At 64.0% G+C, this 16,869-nt stretch carries 15 protein-coding genes; 5 read left to right on the top strand and 10 right to left on the bottom strand.

From position 1 onward, the window contains the following. Together LY622_RS18005 and gfa are read left to right on the top strand one after the other, a co-directional pair. Positions 1-1,110, top strand: a 1,110-nt coding sequence (locus LY622_RS18005; RefSeq protein WP_234292152.1) for an S-(hydroxymethyl)glutathione dehydrogenase/class III alcohol dehydrogenase, incomplete at its 5' end; no start/stop codon positions are given. 144 nt (positions 1,111-1,254) lie between these two features. Continuing rightward, the gene (gene gfa / locus LY622_RS18010; RefSeq protein ID WP_234292153.1) at positions 1,255-1,962 is read left to right on the top strand and encodes an S-(hydroxymethyl)glutathione synthase; all 708 of its coding nucleotides are present in this window, start codon (positions 1,255-1,257) and stop codon (positions 1,960-1,962) included. Positions 1,963-2,045: 83 nt separating this feature from the next. Here gfa and LY622_RS18015 read toward each other — a convergent pair whose 3' ends face one another. From LY622_RS18015 to LY622_RS18040, 6 genes are all read right to left on the bottom strand, one after another. Continuing rightward, entirely contained in the window at positions 2,046-3,029 is a 984-nt protein-coding gene (locus LY622_RS18015; protein WP_234282042.1) for a branched-chain amino acid ABC transporter permease, read from the bottom strand. Between the two features lie 4 nt (positions 3,030-3,033). Then, entirely contained in the window at positions 3,034-3,921 is an 888-nt protein-coding gene (locus LY622_RS18020; protein WP_234292154.1) for a branched-chain amino acid ABC transporter permease, read from the bottom strand. A 62-nt stretch (positions 3,922-3,983) separates the two neighbouring features. Further along, complete coding sequence (locus LY622_RS18025; protein WP_234292155.1) at positions 3,984-5,207, bottom strand: ABC transporter substrate-binding protein; 1,224 nt, start codon at positions 5,205-5,207, stop codon at positions 3,984-3,986. A gap of 149 nt (positions 5,208-5,356) precedes the next feature. Further along, a complete protein-coding gene (locus LY622_RS18030; RefSeq protein ID WP_234282047.1) occupies positions 5,357-6,109 on the bottom strand; it encodes an ABC transporter ATP-binding protein in 753 nt (250 codons plus the stop codon). Further along, a complete protein-coding gene (locus LY622_RS18035; protein ID WP_234282049.1) occupies positions 6,106-6,879 on the bottom strand; it encodes an ABC transporter ATP-binding protein in 774 nt (257 codons plus the stop codon). The genes LY622_RS18030 and LY622_RS18035 overlap by 4 nt, the downstream gene beginning before the upstream one ends. A 273-nt stretch (positions 6,880-7,152) precedes the next feature. Next, a complete protein-coding gene (locus tag LY622_RS18040) occupies positions 7,153-8,532 on the bottom strand; it encodes an L-serine ammonia-lyase (RefSeq protein ID WP_234292156.1) in 1,380 nt (459 codons plus the stop codon). A 174-nt stretch (positions 8,533-8,706) separates the two neighbouring features. Here LY622_RS18040 and LY622_RS18045 point away from each other — a divergent pair, with 174 nt between their 5' ends. Continuing rightward, positions 8,707-9,627 carry a LysR substrate-binding domain-containing protein gene (locus LY622_RS18045; protein ID WP_234292157.1) on the top strand — a complete coding sequence of 307 codons (921 nt, stop codon included), beginning with the start codon at positions 8,707-8,709 and terminating at the stop codon, positions 9,625-9,627. Between the two features lie 81 nt (positions 9,628-9,708). Continuing rightward, positions 9,709-10,362, top strand: coding sequence for a hypothetical protein (locus tag LY622_RS18050; RefSeq protein WP_234292158.1), 654 nt, complete (start codon positions 9,709-9,711; stop codon positions 10,360-10,362). Positions 10,363-10,491: 129 nt separating this feature from the next. On the opposite strand, the gene rpoD is transcribed toward LY622_RS18050, so the two are convergent. The 3 genes from rpoD to rpsU form a co-directional block, all read right to left on the bottom strand. Then, complete coding sequence (rpoD, locus tag LY622_RS18055; protein ID WP_114480110.1) at positions 10,492-12,333, bottom strand: RNA polymerase sigma factor RpoD; 1,842 nt, start codon at positions 12,331-12,333, stop codon at positions 10,492-10,494. A gap of 287 nt (positions 12,334-12,620) precedes the next feature. Beyond that, positions 12,621-14,444, bottom strand: a complete 1,824-nt coding sequence (gene dnaG / locus LY622_RS18060) for a DNA primase (RefSeq protein ID WP_234292159.1) — start codon at positions 14,442-14,444, stop codon at positions 12,621-12,623. Positions 14,445-14,589: 145 nt separating this feature from the next. Further along, positions 14,590-14,805: a 30S ribosomal protein S21 gene (gene rpsU, locus LY622_RS18065; RefSeq protein WP_010629611.1), complete on the bottom strand. Its 216-nt coding sequence runs from the start codon at positions 14,803-14,805 to the stop codon at positions 14,590-14,592. Positions 14,806-15,129: 324 nt separating this feature from the next. Between rpsU and tsaD the strand changes: the two genes are divergently transcribed. Then, complete coding sequence (gene tsaD, locus LY622_RS18070) at positions 15,130-16,167, top strand: tRNA (adenosine(37)-N6)-threonylcarbamoyltransferase complex transferase subunit TsaD (RefSeq protein ID WP_234292160.1); 1,038 nt, start codon at positions 15,130-15,132, stop codon at positions 16,165-16,167. A 59-nt stretch (positions 16,168-16,226) separates the two neighbouring features. On the opposite strand, the gene plsY is transcribed toward tsaD, so the two are convergent. Further along, positions 16,227-16,814, bottom strand: coding sequence for a glycerol-3-phosphate 1-O-acyltransferase PlsY (gene plsY, locus LY622_RS18075; protein WP_234292452.1), 588 nt, complete (start codon positions 16,812-16,814; stop codon positions 16,227-16,229). Between the last annotated feature and the right edge of the window lie 55 nt (positions 16,815-16,869).

The following is a 16,869-nucleotide window of genomic DNA, read 5'->3' on the forward strand; positions in this document are numbered from 1 at the left end:
ATGAAATCACGCGCTGCCATCGCCCTGGCCGCCGGCAAGCCGCTGGAGCTGGTCGAGATCGACGTCGAGGGACCGAAGGCCGGCGAGGTGCTGGTGCGTATCGCTGCCACCAGCGTCTGTCATACCGACGCCTTCACCCTCTCCGGCGCCGACCCCGAAGGCCTCTTCCCCTCGGTGCTGGGCCACGAGGGCGCCGGGGTCGTCGAGGAAGTCGGCCCCGGCGTCACCAGCCTCAAGCCCGGCGATCATGTCATCCCCCTCTATACCGCCGAGTGCGGCAAGTGCAAGTTCTGCCTTTCCGGCAAGACCAACCTGTGCCAGGCGGTACGCGCCACCCAGGGCCAGGGGCTGATGCCCGACGGCACCTCGCGCTTCTCACTGGACGGCAAGATGCTGCACCACTACATGGGCTGCTCCACCTTCAGCGAATACACCGTGCTGCCCGAGGTGTCGCTGGCCAAGGTGTCCAAGGAAGCGCCGCTGGACAAGATCTGCCTGCTCGGCTGCGGCGTGACCACCGGCATCGGCGCGGTACTCAACACCGCCAAGGTGGAGCCGGGCTCCACCGTTGCCGTGTTCGGCCTCGGTGCCATCGGCCTGGCGGTGATCCAGGGGGCGCAGATGGCCAAGGCCAGCCGCATCATCGCCATCGACGTCAACCCGGACAAGTTCGAGCTGGCGCGCCAGTTCGGTGCCACCGACTTCGTCAATCCCAAGGAGCACAGCGATCCGATCCAGCAGGTGATCGTCGACCTGACCGACGGTGGGGTCGACTACTCCTTCGAGTGCATCGGCAACGTCAACGTGATGCGCCAGGCGCTGGAGTGCTGCCACAAGGGCTGGGGCGAGTCGGTGATCATCGGCGTGGCCGGGGCCGGCGAGGAGATCTCGACGCGGCCGTTCCAGCTGGTGACAGGCCGGGTGTGGAAGGGCTCTGCCTTCGGCGGGGTGAAGGGCCGCAGCGAGCTGCCCGGCTACGTGCAGCGCTACATGGATGGCGAGCTCAAGATCGACGAGTTCATCACCCACGAGATGCCGTTCGAGAAGATCAACGAGGCGTTCGAGCTGCTGCACGAGGGCAAGAGCATTCGTACCGTGCTTCGCTATTGATACGCGCCCGAAGCCGCGCGGGTGATACGCGCCGCTTTTTACTCACGTCCGATGCTACGTGACGCGCGAATGACTAACACGCGCCCGAAGCCGCACGAAAAGCGCAACAACGAGTGATCCGCGTCCAAGGGACAAGGAGGCACCATGAGCCTGATGGACATCATCCAGCGCTGGTTCGGCGGCAAGCCCGCCGCCACGCCACAGAGCACGCCCCGTACGCCGCCACCCGCGGCGAGAAACCCCGCAAAAACGACAACACAGGGGAGCCAAGCCACCATGAGCCATCACAACGTTCACATCCATCCCGCCGTGGACGACGGCGTCAAGCCCGGCAGCGACAGCTTCACCGGCGGCACCCTGCACTGTCACTGCGACAGCGACAGGGTCGAAGTCGCCGTCAAGGCGCAGTGCGCCCACAACCACGTCTGCGGCTGTACCAAGTGCTGGAAACCGGCCGGCGCCACCTTCTCGATGGTGGCCGTGGTGCCCCGCGACAGCGTCAGTGTCACCGCCCATGAGGAAAAGCTCGACGTGGTCGATTCCTCCGCCGCCATCCAGCGCCATGCCTGCAGGGGCTGTGGCGTACACATGTACGGCCGCATCGAGAACACCGGCCACCCCTTCCACGGGCTGGACTTCATTCACACCGAGCTCTCCGATGACTCCGGCTGGGCGGCCCCGGAGTTTGCGGCCTTCGTCTCGTCCATCATCGAGTCGGGCGCCGACCCGGAGAAGATGAGCGACGTGCGTGCCCGTCTCACGGATCTGGGCCTGCCACCCTACGACTGCCTCTCACCGCCCCTCATGGATGCCATTGCCATTCATACCGCCAAGGCCAAAGGAGTACTCTGACGGGACCGGGCGTATTGCATTCTGAAACGCCATCGGGCGCCCCTTGAGGCGCCCGATGGCGTTTCAAGCCCCGTTCGGCTCGGCTACTTGAAGTTCTTGCGATACATCTTGGTGATCTCACCGACGATACCGCTACGGAAGCTGAGCACACAGATCACGAAGATCAGGCCCAGGATGACGTTGACCCAGTTGCCCAGCGGCGACTGCGCCAGCATGTGCTGCAGGCTGACCACCAGGCCGGCACCGACCACCGGGCCGAACAGCGTGCCGACACCGCCGAGCAGGGTCATCAGGATGACTTCGCCCGACATGTGCCAGTGGGCATCGGTCAGCGAGGCCAGCTGGAAGACGATGGTCTTGGTGGAGCCGGCCAGGCCGGCCAGGCCGGCGGAGATCACGAAGGCCAGCAGCTTGTAGGCATCGACGTTGTAGCCCAGCGATACCGCCCGCGGCTCGTTCTCGCGAATCGCCTTGAGCACCTGGCCGAAGGGCGAGTGCACGGCTCGCTGTACGATGGCAAAGCCGATCAGGAAGATCGCGAAGACGAAATAGTACATCGCCAGGTTGCTGCGCAGGCTGATGAAGCCAAACAGGTGACCCCGCGGCACACCGTGCAGGCCATCCTCGCCGCCGGTGAACGGCGCCTGGATGTAGAAGAAGAACATCAGCTGCGCCAGCGCCAGTGTCACCATGGCGAAGTAGATGCCCTGCCGACGAATCGCCAGAGCGCCAAAGGCGACACCCAGCAGCACCGCGGCACCGGTACCGATGAGGATGCCCAGCTCCGGCGTCAGTCCCGGATAGCTCGAGAGCAGGTAGCCGGTAACGTACCCTCCGGTGGCCAGGAAGGCGGCATGGCCGAAGGAGAGCAGGCCAGCGTAGCCGAGCAGCAGGTTGAAGGCACAGGCGAACAGCGCGAAGGTCAACACCTTCATCAGGAACACCGGATAGGCGACGAAGGGTGCCAGCAGCCCCACCACGATCAGCGCCAGGTAGAAGGCATTGCGTCGCATGTTGGCTCGACGCTGACGCTCCATGACGGGGGTCAGGGTTTGAGTCGTGGCCATGATGTCATGCCTCCTTGCCGAAGAGTCCGGCGGGTCTGAGCATCAACACCAGGATCATGACCAGGAAGATCACGGTGTTGGCTGCCTCGGGATAGTACACCTTGGTCAGGCCCTCGATCAGGCCCATGCCCAGGCCGGTCAGGATGGCACCCAGAATCGAGCCCATGCCGCCGATGACAACCACGGCAAAGACCACGATCAGCAGGTTGGAGCCCATGGTGGGTGAGACCGGGTAGAGCGGTGCCGCCAGCACGCCGGCGAAGGCCGCCAGTGCCACGCCGAAGCCGTAGGTCAGGGTGATCAGCAACGGGACATTGACGCCGAACGACTGCATCAGCGCGGGGTTCTCGGTCCCGGCCCGCAGGTAGGCACCGAGCCGCGTACGCTCGATGATGAACCAGGTACCCAGGCAGACGACTAGCGCCGCCAACAGCACCCAGGCCCGATAGACGGGCAGGAACATGAAGCCCAACTGGAAACCGCCCTGCAGGGCTTCCGGCGTGGGATAACGCGCGCCCGACACCCCGAAGAAATTGACCAGCGTGCCTTCGAAGATCAGTGCCAGGCCGAAGGTCAGCAGCAGGCCATAGAGGTGGTCCAGATGGCCGATACGCCGCAGCAGCAGTCGCTCGATCACCATGCCGAACAAGCCCACCACCAGCGGTGTCAGCAGCAGCGCCGCCCAGTAATTGATGCCCAGGTAGCGCATCCCCAGCAGGGTGGCGAAGGCACCCAGCATGTACATCGCCCCGTGGGCGAAGTTGACGATCTTCAGCAGGCCGAAGATCACCGCCAGGCCCAGGCTCAGCAAGGCATAAAAGGCACCGTTGATCAGGCCCAGCAGCAGCTGGCCCATGAACACTGCCAACGGCACCCCGAATATCATCGTCATGTTAGGTTCTCCTCGCCGTCAGAGGGACGGCGGCCAGGGGCCGCCGCCGTGTCTTGCACCGCTCAGTTCTGGACCAGATTGCACTGGCTTTCGGACAGCGGACGGTAGGCTTCTTCGGCAGGAATGGTGGCGAGGATCTCATAGAGGTCCCACTCGCCGGTGGAGTCGGCCGGCGACTTCACCTGGGCCAGGTACATGTCGTGAATCATGCGGCCATCCTCGCGCAGACGGCCGTTGCGGGCGAAGAAGTCGTTGATCGGCTGCTCCATCATGTACTCGCGCACGGTGGCTGCATCATCGCTGCCGGTCGCCTCGACGGCCTGGAGGTAGTGCATGGTACTGGAATAGACGCCCGCCTGAACCATGGTCGGCATACGGTCCATACGCTCGTAGTAACGCTCGGACCACTCGCGCGCCTCATCATCCATGTCCCAGTACCAGCCGGTGGTCAGCAGCAGCCCCTGGGTGGTATCGAGGCCCATGGCATGGACGTCATTCAGGAAGACCAGCAGGCCGGCGAGTTGCTGGCCTGCTTCCACGACACCGAACTGGGCGGCAGTACTGATGGCGTTGACAGTGTCGGCCCCGGCGTTGGCCAGGCCGATGATCTTGGCACCGGAACCCTGAGCCTGAAGGATATAGGAGGAGAAGTCATCGGTCGGGAACGGGTGGCGCACGCCACCGACCACTTCACCGCCGCTCTCTTCTACCACCCGCGTCACGTCGCCTTCAAGAGCGTGACCGAAGGCGTAGTCGGCGGTCAGCATGAACCAGCTGTCGCCACCCTGATCGACGATGGCCTTGGCGGTACCGTTGGCCAGCGGATAGGTGTCATAGACCCAGTGGATGTGGTTGGGAGAACAGTGCTCGTTAGTGATGCTGGACGCTGCCGATCCCGAAATGATGCCCAGCTTGTCGTTCTCCTTGAGCACATTGGTTACCGCGATGGTGACCGATGATGCGACCATCCCGGCCACCATGTCGACGTTACGGGTATCGACCCATTCGCGCACGGTGTTGGCACCCACGTCGGCACTGTTGCGGTCGTCGGCGCTGAAGACTTCGATCGGCGCCCCATTGACGCTACCACCGAAATCCTCGATGGCCATGCGCAGGGCTTCCAGGCCGCCCGGCCCGGCCAGGTCGCGGTAGGTGCCGGACATGTCGGCCAGGTACCCAATGCGGACTTCACCATCGCTGATTTCCGCCTGGGCGGTGGTTGCTGCCAGTGCGGCGGCGGCGGCAATGGCGATGCTGCTGGCGAGGGTCTTCTTGATGAAGGTCATTTACGTCTCCGTAGTCCCATGGGGACTGCTTGTTGTTGTGGCTTGTTGTGGCTTGTTGTGGCAAACGCTGCAGCTGCAGGCGTCGCTGTTCCGGTTTACGCAAGTTGCCATTTATCGTTTTGGTCAGCTGGCGGTTGGGCGCGGGGCGCTCAGACCCCCAGCAGGGTGTGGAGGTGATCACGTTTCGAAGGCAGCTCGGCCGCCGAGATCTCCTCGATGATGCGCCCGTGCTCCATCACGTAGTGGCGATCGGCCAGCGGTGCGGCGAAGCGGAAGTTCTGCTCCACCAGCACGATGGTCATGCCCCGGTCCCTGAGCTTGACCAGTACCTCACCCAGCGTCTGCACGATGACCGGCGCCAGGCCTTCGGTGATTTCATCGAGAAGCAGCATGCGCGCGCCGGTTCGCAGGATGCGTGCCATGGCCAGCATCTGCTGCTCACCACCGGAAAGCCGGGTGCCCTGGCTGCGACGACGCTCGTAGAGGTTGGGAAACATCTCGTAGATTTCATCGAGACTCATGCCGCCGGAGCGTACCGTGGGCGGCAGCAGCAGGTTCTCCTCGACGTCGAGGCTGGCGAAGATGCCACGCTCTTCCGGACAGTAGCCCACCCCCAGCCGGGGAATGCGGTGCGGCTTCATGTCGAGGGTCTCGGTGCCGTTGATCATGATCGAGCCGGTACGCCGGCCGACCATGTTCATGATCGCCTTGAGCGTCGTGCTGCGTCCGGCACCGTTACGACCGAGAAGCGTGACCAGTTCGCCACGCTTCACGTCGAAATCGACCCCGTGAAGAATGTGGGATTCGCCATAGAAGGCGTGCAGGTCGCTGACCCGCAGCATCTCGGCACCGTCATGATCCCGATACGCTGTCTTGCCGGGCTGCTCGGCTAGCTGGTTCATGCGCTGGTCTCCTCTTCCTCTGTCTCGGTGCCCATATAGGCTTCCTTGACCAACGGATTTGCCGAAACCGCCTTGTAGTCACCCTCAGCCAGCACGGCACCGCGAGCCAGCACGGTAATGCGGTCGCACAGCCGGCTCACCACGCTGAGATTGTGTTCCACCATCAGCACGGTACGGCCCTTGGCCACCTCGCGTATCAGCTCGACGATGCGGTCGACGTCCTCGGCCCCCATGCCCTGAGTGGGCTCGTCGAGCAGCATCAGGGTCGGGTCCATGGCCAGCGTGGTGGCCACCTCGAGCGCCCGCTTGCGGCCATAGGGCATCTCCACGGTGAGCACATCGGCGTATTCAGCAAGCCCCACCTGCTCCAGCAGCTCCATGGCGCGGTCATTGAGATGGTCGAGGGTGCGTTCGGACTTCCAGAAGTGGAACGAGGTACCGATCGGCCGCTGCAGGGCCACACGGACGTTCTCCAGCGCTGTCATATGGGCGAACACGGCGGATATCTGGAAGGAGCGCACGAGGCCCAGCCGGGCGATCTCGTTGGCCTTCATCTTCGTGATCGACTTGTCGCGATAGAGAATCTCGCCGCGGGTCGGCGGCAGGAATTTGGTGAGGAGGTTGAAGACGGTCGTCTTGCCGGCGCCATTGGGCCCGATCAAGGCGTGGATATGTCCTTCCCGGACCTGCAGGTTGACATCGTCCACGGCGGTGAAGCCGCGAAACTCCTTGGTCAACCCGCGAGTCTCCAGTATGAACTCCTGGGTCATGTGACGTCCTCTCTGAATCGCCGCTGGCGATACGCGCTGATTTGTTGTCTTTGTCATGAAAGCAGTGGCTGCGGTGTATCAGCCGGGGACTTTCTAACCTTTACGTTAACGTAAGCTAGAGGAGAGAATCCCGCAGGGCAACTCCTGAAACGTCGAACTCGACCAATGGCGTAGAAGATCGAGAGTTCAATAGCTTGCAAACAAAAACGCGATGCCGCATGGGGCATCGCGTGGATTCAGCATAGTCGGTTGATACGAAAGCGTCTTTAGCGCTCAGCACTCGATGGCATTGACCGCCAGACCGCCGCGGGATGTTTCCTTGTACTTTTCCTGCATGTCGCGGCCGGTATCGCGCATGGTACGAATCACCTTGTCCAGCGAGATGAAGTGCTCTCCATCGCCACGCAGCGCCATCTGGGCGGCATTGATCGCCTTGACCGAGGCGATGGCGTTGCGCTCGATGCACGGCACCTGCACCAGGCCACCAACAGGGTCGCAGGTCAGCCCGAGGTTGTGCTCCAGGCCGATCTCGGCGGCGTTTTCCACCTGGGCCACGGTCCCTCCCATCACCTCGGCAAGCCCGGCAGCCGCCATGGCGCAGGCCGAACCCACTTCGCCCTGGCAGCCGACTTCGGCGCCGGAGATGGAGGCGTTCTTCTTGCACAGCATGCCCACGGCGCCGGCAGCCAGCAGGAAATCCACCACGTCCCGCTCGCTGGCACCGGCCTTGAACTTCATATAGTAGTGCAGCACCGCGGGAATGATGCCCGCCGCACCGTTGGTGGGGGCGGTCACCATGCGCCCACCGGCGGCATTCTCCTCGTTGACCGCCAAGGCAAAGACATTGACCCAGTCCATGGCCGAAAACGTCGAGGCGATCACGCAGGCGTCATCTTCCGCCGCCAGCAGGTGGCGATGCAGCGTCGCTGCGCGACGGCGTACGTTCAGCCCGCCTGGCAGCACCCCCTCGTTCTTCAGGCCGGTCTCGACGCAGGCCTGCATCGCCTCCCACACTGTCCACAGCTCGGCGCGCACTTCCGCCTCGCTGCGCCAGGCCTTCTCGTTCTCCAGCATCAGTTCGCTGATGCGCAGGTTGTGCATGCGACACAGCGCCATGAGCTCGGCGGCGGAATTGAAGTCGTAGGGCAGCGTCGTGTTATCCCCGTCCAGTTCGCCGCAAGCGGCCTGGGCCTCGTCGACCACGAAGCCGCCGCCCACCGAGTAGTAGGTGTTGCGCCACAGCTCATCGCTATGGCCGTGGGCGACCAGGGTCATGGCATTGGGGTGATACTCCAGGCACTCCTCGTGCCACTGCATGTCGCGGGCCCAGAGGAAGGGGATCGACAGACGGCCGTCAAGCTGCAGCGTATTGGACTCGAAGAGCTCCTCGAGACAAGGGCCCACGATGGCGGGGTCGATCTGGTCGGGACGCTCCCCCATCAGGCCCATGATCACTGCCCTGTCGGTACCGTGCCCCTTGCCGGTGGCGCAAAGCGAGCCAAACAGCCGCACCTCGATTCGTGCGACCCGCTCCAGCATATCCTGCTCACGCAGCGCCTGGACGAAGTCGAAGGCGGCGCGCATCGGACCAACGGTATGGGAGCTGGAGGGGCCGATGCCGATCTTGAACAGGTCGAAGACGCTGAGTGCCATGTGATCACCTTTTCTGGTCGGCGATTGCCGATCGTATCCGTTCCGGAGTGGTCAAGAATGGATGAGCCTGACTAAACGCTATTGCCATCCAACCACGTTGGATTCTATGGTGGTACGGCAAGCGCCGTCAGACAAACGAGAATATCTCCCTACTGAGTATAGAATGACTAAAGCATGAGCCGCCTACTCCACGCTCAGACCCACGCCTGGCTCAAGGTGTTCGCCATCAGCGCCCGACACCTCTCCTTCACACGCGCCGCAGAAGAGCTGCACGTGACCACCGGGGCCGTCAGCCAGCAGATCAAGCAGCTGGAAGAGCGCCTGGGCTTCAAGCTGTTCCGCCGCCTGCCGCGTCGCCTGGAGCTGACCGAGGAGGGACGCCGCCTGGCCGATGTGGTGGAAGAGGCCTACCAGTCGGTCGGCCTCGAAGTGAAACGCCTGCGTAGCGGGGTGATGAGCGGCATCATCCGGGTACGCAGCGTACCCGCCTTCCTCAGCAAGTGGCTGATGCCACGCCTGCCCCGCCTTCAGGCGCGCTTTCCCGACATCGAGCTGCAGATCATTGCCGAGGACAGCAGCCTGTCGCTTCGAGAGGGCGAGTTCGATCTGGCCATCGACCTCAATGATGGCCACTACCCTGGCCTGGCCATCACGCCGCTGATGGAGGAAGTGATCTTCCCGGTCTGCGCCCCGGCCCTGTTGCGCCACCGACCACCCCTGTCGCGCCCCGAGGAACTGGCCTGGTACCCGCTGCTGCACGACGTCACCGCCTGGCGTGGCGGGCACCCCTACGCCGAATGGGAGCACTACCTTGAGGCAGTGGAAGCCCCACCGCTCAATGCCCGCCGCGGCTATACCTTCAATCGGCACCGCCTGACCATGGAGGCGGCGGTTGCCGGCATGGGTGTCGCCATCGCCCGCCAGGCGCTGCTCACCAACGAACTCAGCACAGGGACACTGATCGCGCCTTTCCCCCAGCGCATCCCTACCGGCAAGCGCTACGGTATCGTGCACACCAGCGGCGCCCTGGACGATCGCCGCGTGGCGGCGGTACACGACTGGATTGTCGAGGAAGCAAACCGGGCAACCCCTTGATGCCGACCCCAGCATAGTCAGCACGAAAGGGTGACGATAGAATGACGCGCAGCCCTGTCACCCTTGCCCCGGACGTTCCCGATGCCCCAAGACGCACCTCCCGGCCACCCCTGGCCCATCGGCTTTCGCGCCACCTGTGTTCGCGCCACCCTGTACATCCTGCTCATCGCCGCCCTGGCCCAGGGAGCCTACTACGAGGCCCTCTACTTTCACGAGGTACGCTTCTCTGAGCATGGCTTCACCGAACTGGCCCAGAGCGCACTGCTGGCCACCGCCTCGGCGCTGCTGCTCTACACGCGCCAGGTGCTGAGGGTGATGCCCAACGTGACACTGCTGATCTTTGCCTTCGTGTTCAGCTCACTGATTCGCGAACAGGATTACTGGCTGGACCTGTGGGTGGCCGATCACACCTGGAAGGTACTGGTCACGCTGGTCATCGTCCCCATCCTGTACTGGATCATTCGCGAACGACAGCGCTTCGTCGAGGAGTTTGCCGGCTATGCCAACAGCTTCTCCTTCGGCCTGTTCGCCGCCGGCGTGCTGACTACCTACGTCTTCTCGCGACTCTACGGACGCAGCGTGTTCTGGGAGGCGGTCCTGCAGGAGCACTACGTGCGCACCTTCAAGGATGCCGCCGAGGAGGTGGTGGAGCTGCTGGGCTATGCGCTGATCCTGATCGCCGTGATCGAGCTTACGCTGCTGGCGCGGCGCTGGCGCAGCGCACGAAGCGACTGAACGCCCTTGCCTGCCCAGGCCCCGCAAGCTGCGGGGCACATCCCAACGACAACGCCCGCTGCCAAGGCAGCGGGCGTTTTGTCATTGCACACTCATTGCATACCGATCATTGCAAACCGGTAAGAGAGCTTATTCGTCGAGGAACGAGCGCAGCGGCTCCGAGCGGCTCGGGTGACGCAGCTTGCGCAATGCCTTGGCCTCGATCTGGCGAATCCGCTCACGGGTGACATCGAACTGCTTGCCGACCTCCTCGAGGGTATGGTCGGTGTTCATGTCGATGCCGAAACGCATGCGCAGCACCTTGGCCTCGCGGGCGGTGAGCCCGCCCAGCACGTTGCGGGTAGCCTCGATCAACCCCTCGCCGGTGGCCAGGTCGACCGGCAACAGCATGGTGCCGTCCTCGATGAAATCGCCGAGGTGCGAGTCGTCGTCGTCACCGATGGGCGTCTCCATGGAGATCGGCTCCTTGGCGATCTTGAGCACCTTGCGTACCTTGTCCTCGGGCATCTCGAGACGCTCGCCGAGCTCCTCGGGGGTGGGCTCGCGACCCATCTCCTGGAGCATCTGCCGCGACACGCGGTTGAGCTTGTTGATGGTCTCGATCATGTGCACCGGGATACGGATGGTGCGCGCCTGATCGGCGATGGAGCGAGTGATCGCCTGGCGAATCCACCAGGTGGCGTAGGTGGAGAACTTGTAGCCACGCCGGTACTCGAACTTGTCCACCGCCTTCATCAGGCCGATGTTGCCCTCCTGGATCAGGTCCAGGAACTGCAGCCCGCGATTGGTGTACTTCTTGGCGATCGAGATGACCAGACGCAGGTTGGCCTCGACCATCTCCTTCTTGGCCCGACGCGCCTTGGCCTCGCCGATGGAGAGCCGGCGATTGATCTCCTTGAGCTCGGGCACCGCCAGCTGGACCATGTCCTCCTCGAAGGCGATTCGGCGCTGTGAGCGCTGAATGTCACCACGCATGGCCTCGAGACGATCGGCATACTTGCCGTGGTTGCCGATGAAGTCGTCGAGCCAGTCCTGGCGCGACTCGTTGCCCGGAAATGCCTTGATGAACGTCTTGCGCGGTACCCGCGCCTTCTTGACGAACAGCTGCATGACCGCCTTTTCCTGGGCCCTCACCTGCTCGACGCTGATCCGCACCTGATTGACCAGGCGTTCGAAGTGCTTCGGCACCAGCTTGATCGGCGAAAACAGCTCGGCCAGCCGATTCATTTCGACCCGGGCTTCCGGCGAGTGACGGCCGTGCGCCTCGATGGCGGCACGCACCAGCTCGTTCTGCTGGCGAATCTGCTCGAAGCGCGCCTTGGCTTCCTCGGGGTCGGGGCCGCCGGTGGTCTCTTCCTCGGCCTCGCCATCCTCGTCGTCGTCCTCGCTCGCCTCTTCGTCCCTCGGCTCCTCCTCGGGCACTTCGGCCTCGGCGACACCAGGGATACCCTCGTCGGGGTCGATGAAGCCGGAGAACAGGTCCGACAGACGGCCAGGCGCTTCCTCGTCCTGGGTAGCGTCGTAGGCGTCGAGAATCGACTCCACGGCACCGGGCAGCCAGGCCAACGCCGACATGACTTCGCGGGTGCCCTCCTCGATGCGCTTGGCGATCTCGATCTCGCCCTCGCGGGTCAGCAATTCGACGGTGCCCATCTCGCGCATGTACATGCGCACCGGATCAGTGGTGCGGCCTACGTCGCTCTCCACCGCGGCCAGCGCGGCCACTGCCTCTTCGGCGGCCGACTCGTCGGTGGAGTGATCAGACATCATCAGGGTATCTTCATCGGGGGCTTCCTCGACGACACTGATGCCCATGTCATTGATCATGCCGATGATATCTTCCACCTGATCGGGGTCGGCGATATCTTCGGGAAGGTGGTCGTTGACCTCGGCATAGGTCAGGTAACCCTGTTCCTTGCCGCGCGCGATCAACTCCTTCAGACGTGACTGCTGCTGCGCATTTCCAGCCATAGAAACCCTATCTCGACGAAGAAGAATGAAGCACCTGAAGCGCTGGGTGGAGAAAACTCATGAAGCCGAACAGTATAGCGGCTAATCACGCCTTACCGCCAGTTCAACCCATTTGCTCGGTCACTCAGGTGTGTTAGTTTATCCGGTTGTGCTGTCGCGGGGGGGGCGAATCCATGCTCCCTATGTGGTGATGGTAGAAACAATTTCAACCCCCACCGCCAACATCCTTCGTCATCCGTGACGCTTGTCTCTTTCGTGTTCATGTTCGTGTCTCTCGCAGCGGGCCCTCAGCTTCCCAGCTCGGCCAGCAACGTCATGAGCCGCTGCCGCTCCTCGGGCGAAAGCCGCTCTCCCGAGTGCTGCTTTGCCAGCAGCGCATCGATCCGCTCCTGGCACGAGGGGCGCCTCTGATGCCGACGAAAATGCTCGACCAGGCCATCGAGCTCCTGGGCCCTGGCATCGCGAGGAATCAGCATCTCGCGCTTCACCAGCGCCGCCAGCCGCTGTCCCTGGTCGCTGCCGTGGAAGTGCGCCAGCAAGACCTGGCCGCTGCGGTATCGCCCGGCCCGCAACAGGCGCACCACTTCGCGGCAGAGCGGGACATCCGGGTCCCCCTCGGGGTACCAGTCATCCGCCTCGGGCAGCCGTTCTACCAATATCGGCTCATGTACCAACAACTGAAGTATTCGCGCCACCAGCCCCAGCGGCATCCGGTCGGGGCGCGTGCCTGCCGCCTTCACGGCCGACGGCATCGCCGAGACGACAGAGGCCGCCTCCGCCTCGGCAGGCTGCCCCGCCCCACCCTCGGCCCGTGCCATCAACGCCTCGAAGCGTAATCGTTCGACACCCGTTCGCCGCGATAGCTCATTGAGCATCAGCGATTTCAGCAGCCCTTCGGGCAGCTCGCCGATGGCCGCCAGTACCTGGCTGGCATAGCGCTCGCGATCCTCGATGCGCGCCAGGTCACGCCCCCGCGCCGCCTGGTCGAAGAGAAACTCCGACAGCGGACTGGCGCAGGTGATCCGATCGACAAAGGCCTCCGGCCCCTCTCTGCGCACCAGGGTATCCGGATCCTCACCCTCGGGCAGGAACAGGAAGCGGGCCTGCCGGCCGTCGATCATCAGCGGCAGGACGACCTCCAGCGCCCGGTTGGCCGCCTGGCGGCCAGCCCGGTCCCCGTCGAAGCAGAACACCACCTCGTCGACCATGCGGAACAGCCGCGACAGGTGATCCTCGCTGGTCGAGGTGCCCAGGGTGGCCACCGCGTTGCGAATCCCGAACTGGGCCAGGGCCACCACGTCCATGTAGCCTTCGACGATCACCAGCCGCTCAAGGCGCGTATTGGCCTGGCGCGCCTCGAATAGCCCGTAGAGCTCACGCCCCTTGTGAAACACCGGCGTCTCGGGCGAGTTGAGATACTTGGGCTTGGCATCGCCCAGCACTCGCCCGCCGAAGGCGATGGTCCGCCCCCGAACGTCGCGAATCGGGAATATCACCCGGTCGCGGAAGCGATCGTAGGTTCGCCCACTCTCTTCGCGGTGAACCAGCAGCCCGTACTCGATCTGAACGGCCTCGGGAATGTCCCGCGCCGACAGGTGGCGCTTGAGCGACTCCCATTCGTCCGGCGCATAGCCGATCCCGAACGCCGCCTGAATCTCCGGCGAAAGGCCGCGCTCGGCCAGATAATGGCGAGCGCCCTGCCCTTCCGGCATCTTCAAGCGTTCCCGAAAGAAGCTTGCCGACAGCTCCAGCAGGTTGACGCCCTCTTGACGCTTGCGCTCCCGCGCCTGGGCACGAGGATCGTCGGCGCCTTCTCGCGGCACCTCCAGGCCAAGCCGGGAAGCCAGCTGCTCAACCGCTTCGGGAAAGGGCAGGTTGTCGTACTCCATCAGGAAGCGCAGGGCGTTGCCGTGAGCGCCGCAGCCGAAACAGTGGTAGAACTGCTTGTCGGCACTGACGGTAAACGACGGCGTCTTTTCCTGATGAAAGGGACAGAGCCCGGCATGATTGCGCCCGGCCTTCTTCAACTGCACCCGCTCGCCCACAATGTCGACCACGTCGACGCGAGCCAGCAGGTCATCGATGAAACGCTGCGGTATCTGACCGGCCATGCAGGTATCGCCTCCTCCAGACTGGACAGGCGGATGAAGGGCGTGGCGGGCTCAGCGGAAAAACAAACGGCCACCCGCCGGCGGCCGCTTGGTCATCCTCCCGGAACAGCCGATGCAGAGCGCGTCGACTACCCCATCGTACGGATCAATAGAGCCTTTCGAAACGCTTCCGCTCACGCTGGAGCTTCTTGGCGTGACGCTTCACCGCAGCGGCTGCCTTGCGCTTGCGCTCTGCAGTCGGCTTCTCGTAGTGCTCGCGACGGCGAACCTCGGACAGAATGCCGGCTTTTTCGCAGGAACGCTTGAAACGACGCAGCGCTACGTCAAACGGCTCATTATCACGTACTTTTACAGAAGGCATTAAGCACTCACCTACCTTAAAATTTCTTGAGTTCGGTTTGTACGCACACCCTCTCTGGACGACTTCCGTCATCACGAAACCCAGGCCGGCAGCAAGCCACCAATGCCCGGACTGCATGAAGAAGCGGAAGATCTCCTGCTGGATGCACGACCCAGTCCTACAGCGCACAGTATTCTAGTCGCCGGAACGGGTCTTTGCAAATTCACGACAGCCCCATTGCTTGCCTGACCGCGCGGGGCTCGACATTTCCGCATCATGCCGGCAGCGCTCAACAGGCGCCCGATTTGCTAGAATGCCGCTTTACCTCTTCCGCGAGCCCAACCCATGCTAGTACTCGGCATCGAAACCTCCTGCGACGAAACCGGCGTTGCGCTCTACGACACCGAGCGGGGCCTGGTGGCCGACGCGCTCTACAGCCAGGTCGCCATGCACGCCGAATACGGTGGCGTCGTGCCCGAGCTCGCCTCCCGGGACCACACCCGCCGGCTGCTGCCACTGATCCAGCAGGTGCTCGACGAGGCCGGCGCCACGCGCACAGCGCTGGATGCCATTGCCTATACCGCGGGGCCGGGGTTGGTCGGTGCCTTGATGGTGGGCGCCAGCACCGCCCATGGCATGGCACGCGCGCTGGACATCCCGGTGCTCGGGGTTCATCACATGGAGGGGCACCTGCTGGCACCGATGCTGGAGACGTCACCGCCGGCCTTTCCCTTCGTGGCGCTGCTGGTGTCGGGTGGTCACACCCAGCTGGTCGAGGTCCAGGGGCTGGGCAACTATCGGCTGCTGGGCGAGTCGGTGGACGACGCCGCCGGAGAGGCCTTCGACAAGGCGGCCAAGATGCTGGGGCTCGCCTATCCTGGCGGCCCGCAGGTGGCGAAGCTCGCCGAACTGGGCGACCCCGGTCGTTTTCGTTTCCCGCGCCCCATGACCGACCGTCCGGGGCTCGACTTCAGCTTCTCGGGACTCAAGACCCATACCCTGACCGCCCTGAAACGGCTGGAGCAGGATGACGCACTCGACGACCAGGCTCGCGCCGACGTGGCCCGGGCCTTCGAGGAGGCGGTGGTGGATACGCTGGTGATCAAGTGTCGCCGTGCGCTGGACGTCACCGGCCTCAAGCGGCTGGTGGTGGCAGGCGGGGTCAGTGCCAATGTGCGCCTGCGGGAGCGGCTGGAACGGGAGACCGACAAGCGCAGCGCCCGCGCCTATTACCCCCGGGGTCGCTTCTGTACCGATAACGGCGCGATGATCGCCTATGTGGGCGCTCAGCGGCTAGCGGCAGGTGAGCGCGACGAGATCGGTATCATGAAGGCCGTGCCACGCTGGCCGATGGATACCCTGCAAGCACCAACCGGCAACTGATGGCTGGCGACGTCCCCCTCGGCGCCGCTTGCCCTGGCAACCTGTCCTAGGAGCCTGTCCTAGAGCCCCTGTTCGTCGCCACGCCCCAGGCGCCGGATATTGAGCATATGCCGTGCCAGCACCAGCGCGGTAAAGGCCACCACCACGATGACATAGTCCGGCGCCAGCCAGACGCTGACCAGCGGCGCCAGGCCGGCACTGGCCAGGGAAGCCACCGCAGCGGTGCGCACGCGCCAGGCCAGGACCGCCCAGAGCAGGGCACAGCACAGCGCCACCCAGGGCGTCAGGACAAGCATCACGCCGAAGGCACTGGCCACGGCCTTGCCACCACGGAAACGGTGCCAGAGGGGGTAGCTATGCCCCAGCAGCACCGCCAGGCCGACCATGCCCTGAGCCCAGGGCGCCAGCCCAAGCCACAGGGCCAGCCAGAGTGCCGGCATGCCCTTGGTCGCGTCCAGCAGCAGGGTCGCCAACGCCAGCCGACGGCCATGCAACCGCAGCACGTTGGAGAATCCCGGGTTGCAGGAACCCGCCAGCCGCGGGTCCTCCACGCCCGCCATTCGACACACGCTCAGGGCACCCAGCCAGGAGCCGCTGAGATAGCCCAATCCCAGCAGCGGCAGCAGCCACTCGACCGATGTCACCAGCGTTTGTCTCCTGTCATGCTCATGAATGGATTCTGCCAGCCCCGATGCTGTTAAG

Origin of the sequence: Halomonas alkalisoli (assembly GCF_021412585.1) — a bacterium.
Lineage (GTDB): Bacteria > Pseudomonadota > Gammaproteobacteria > Pseudomonadales > Halomonadaceae > Halomonas > Halomonas alkalisoli.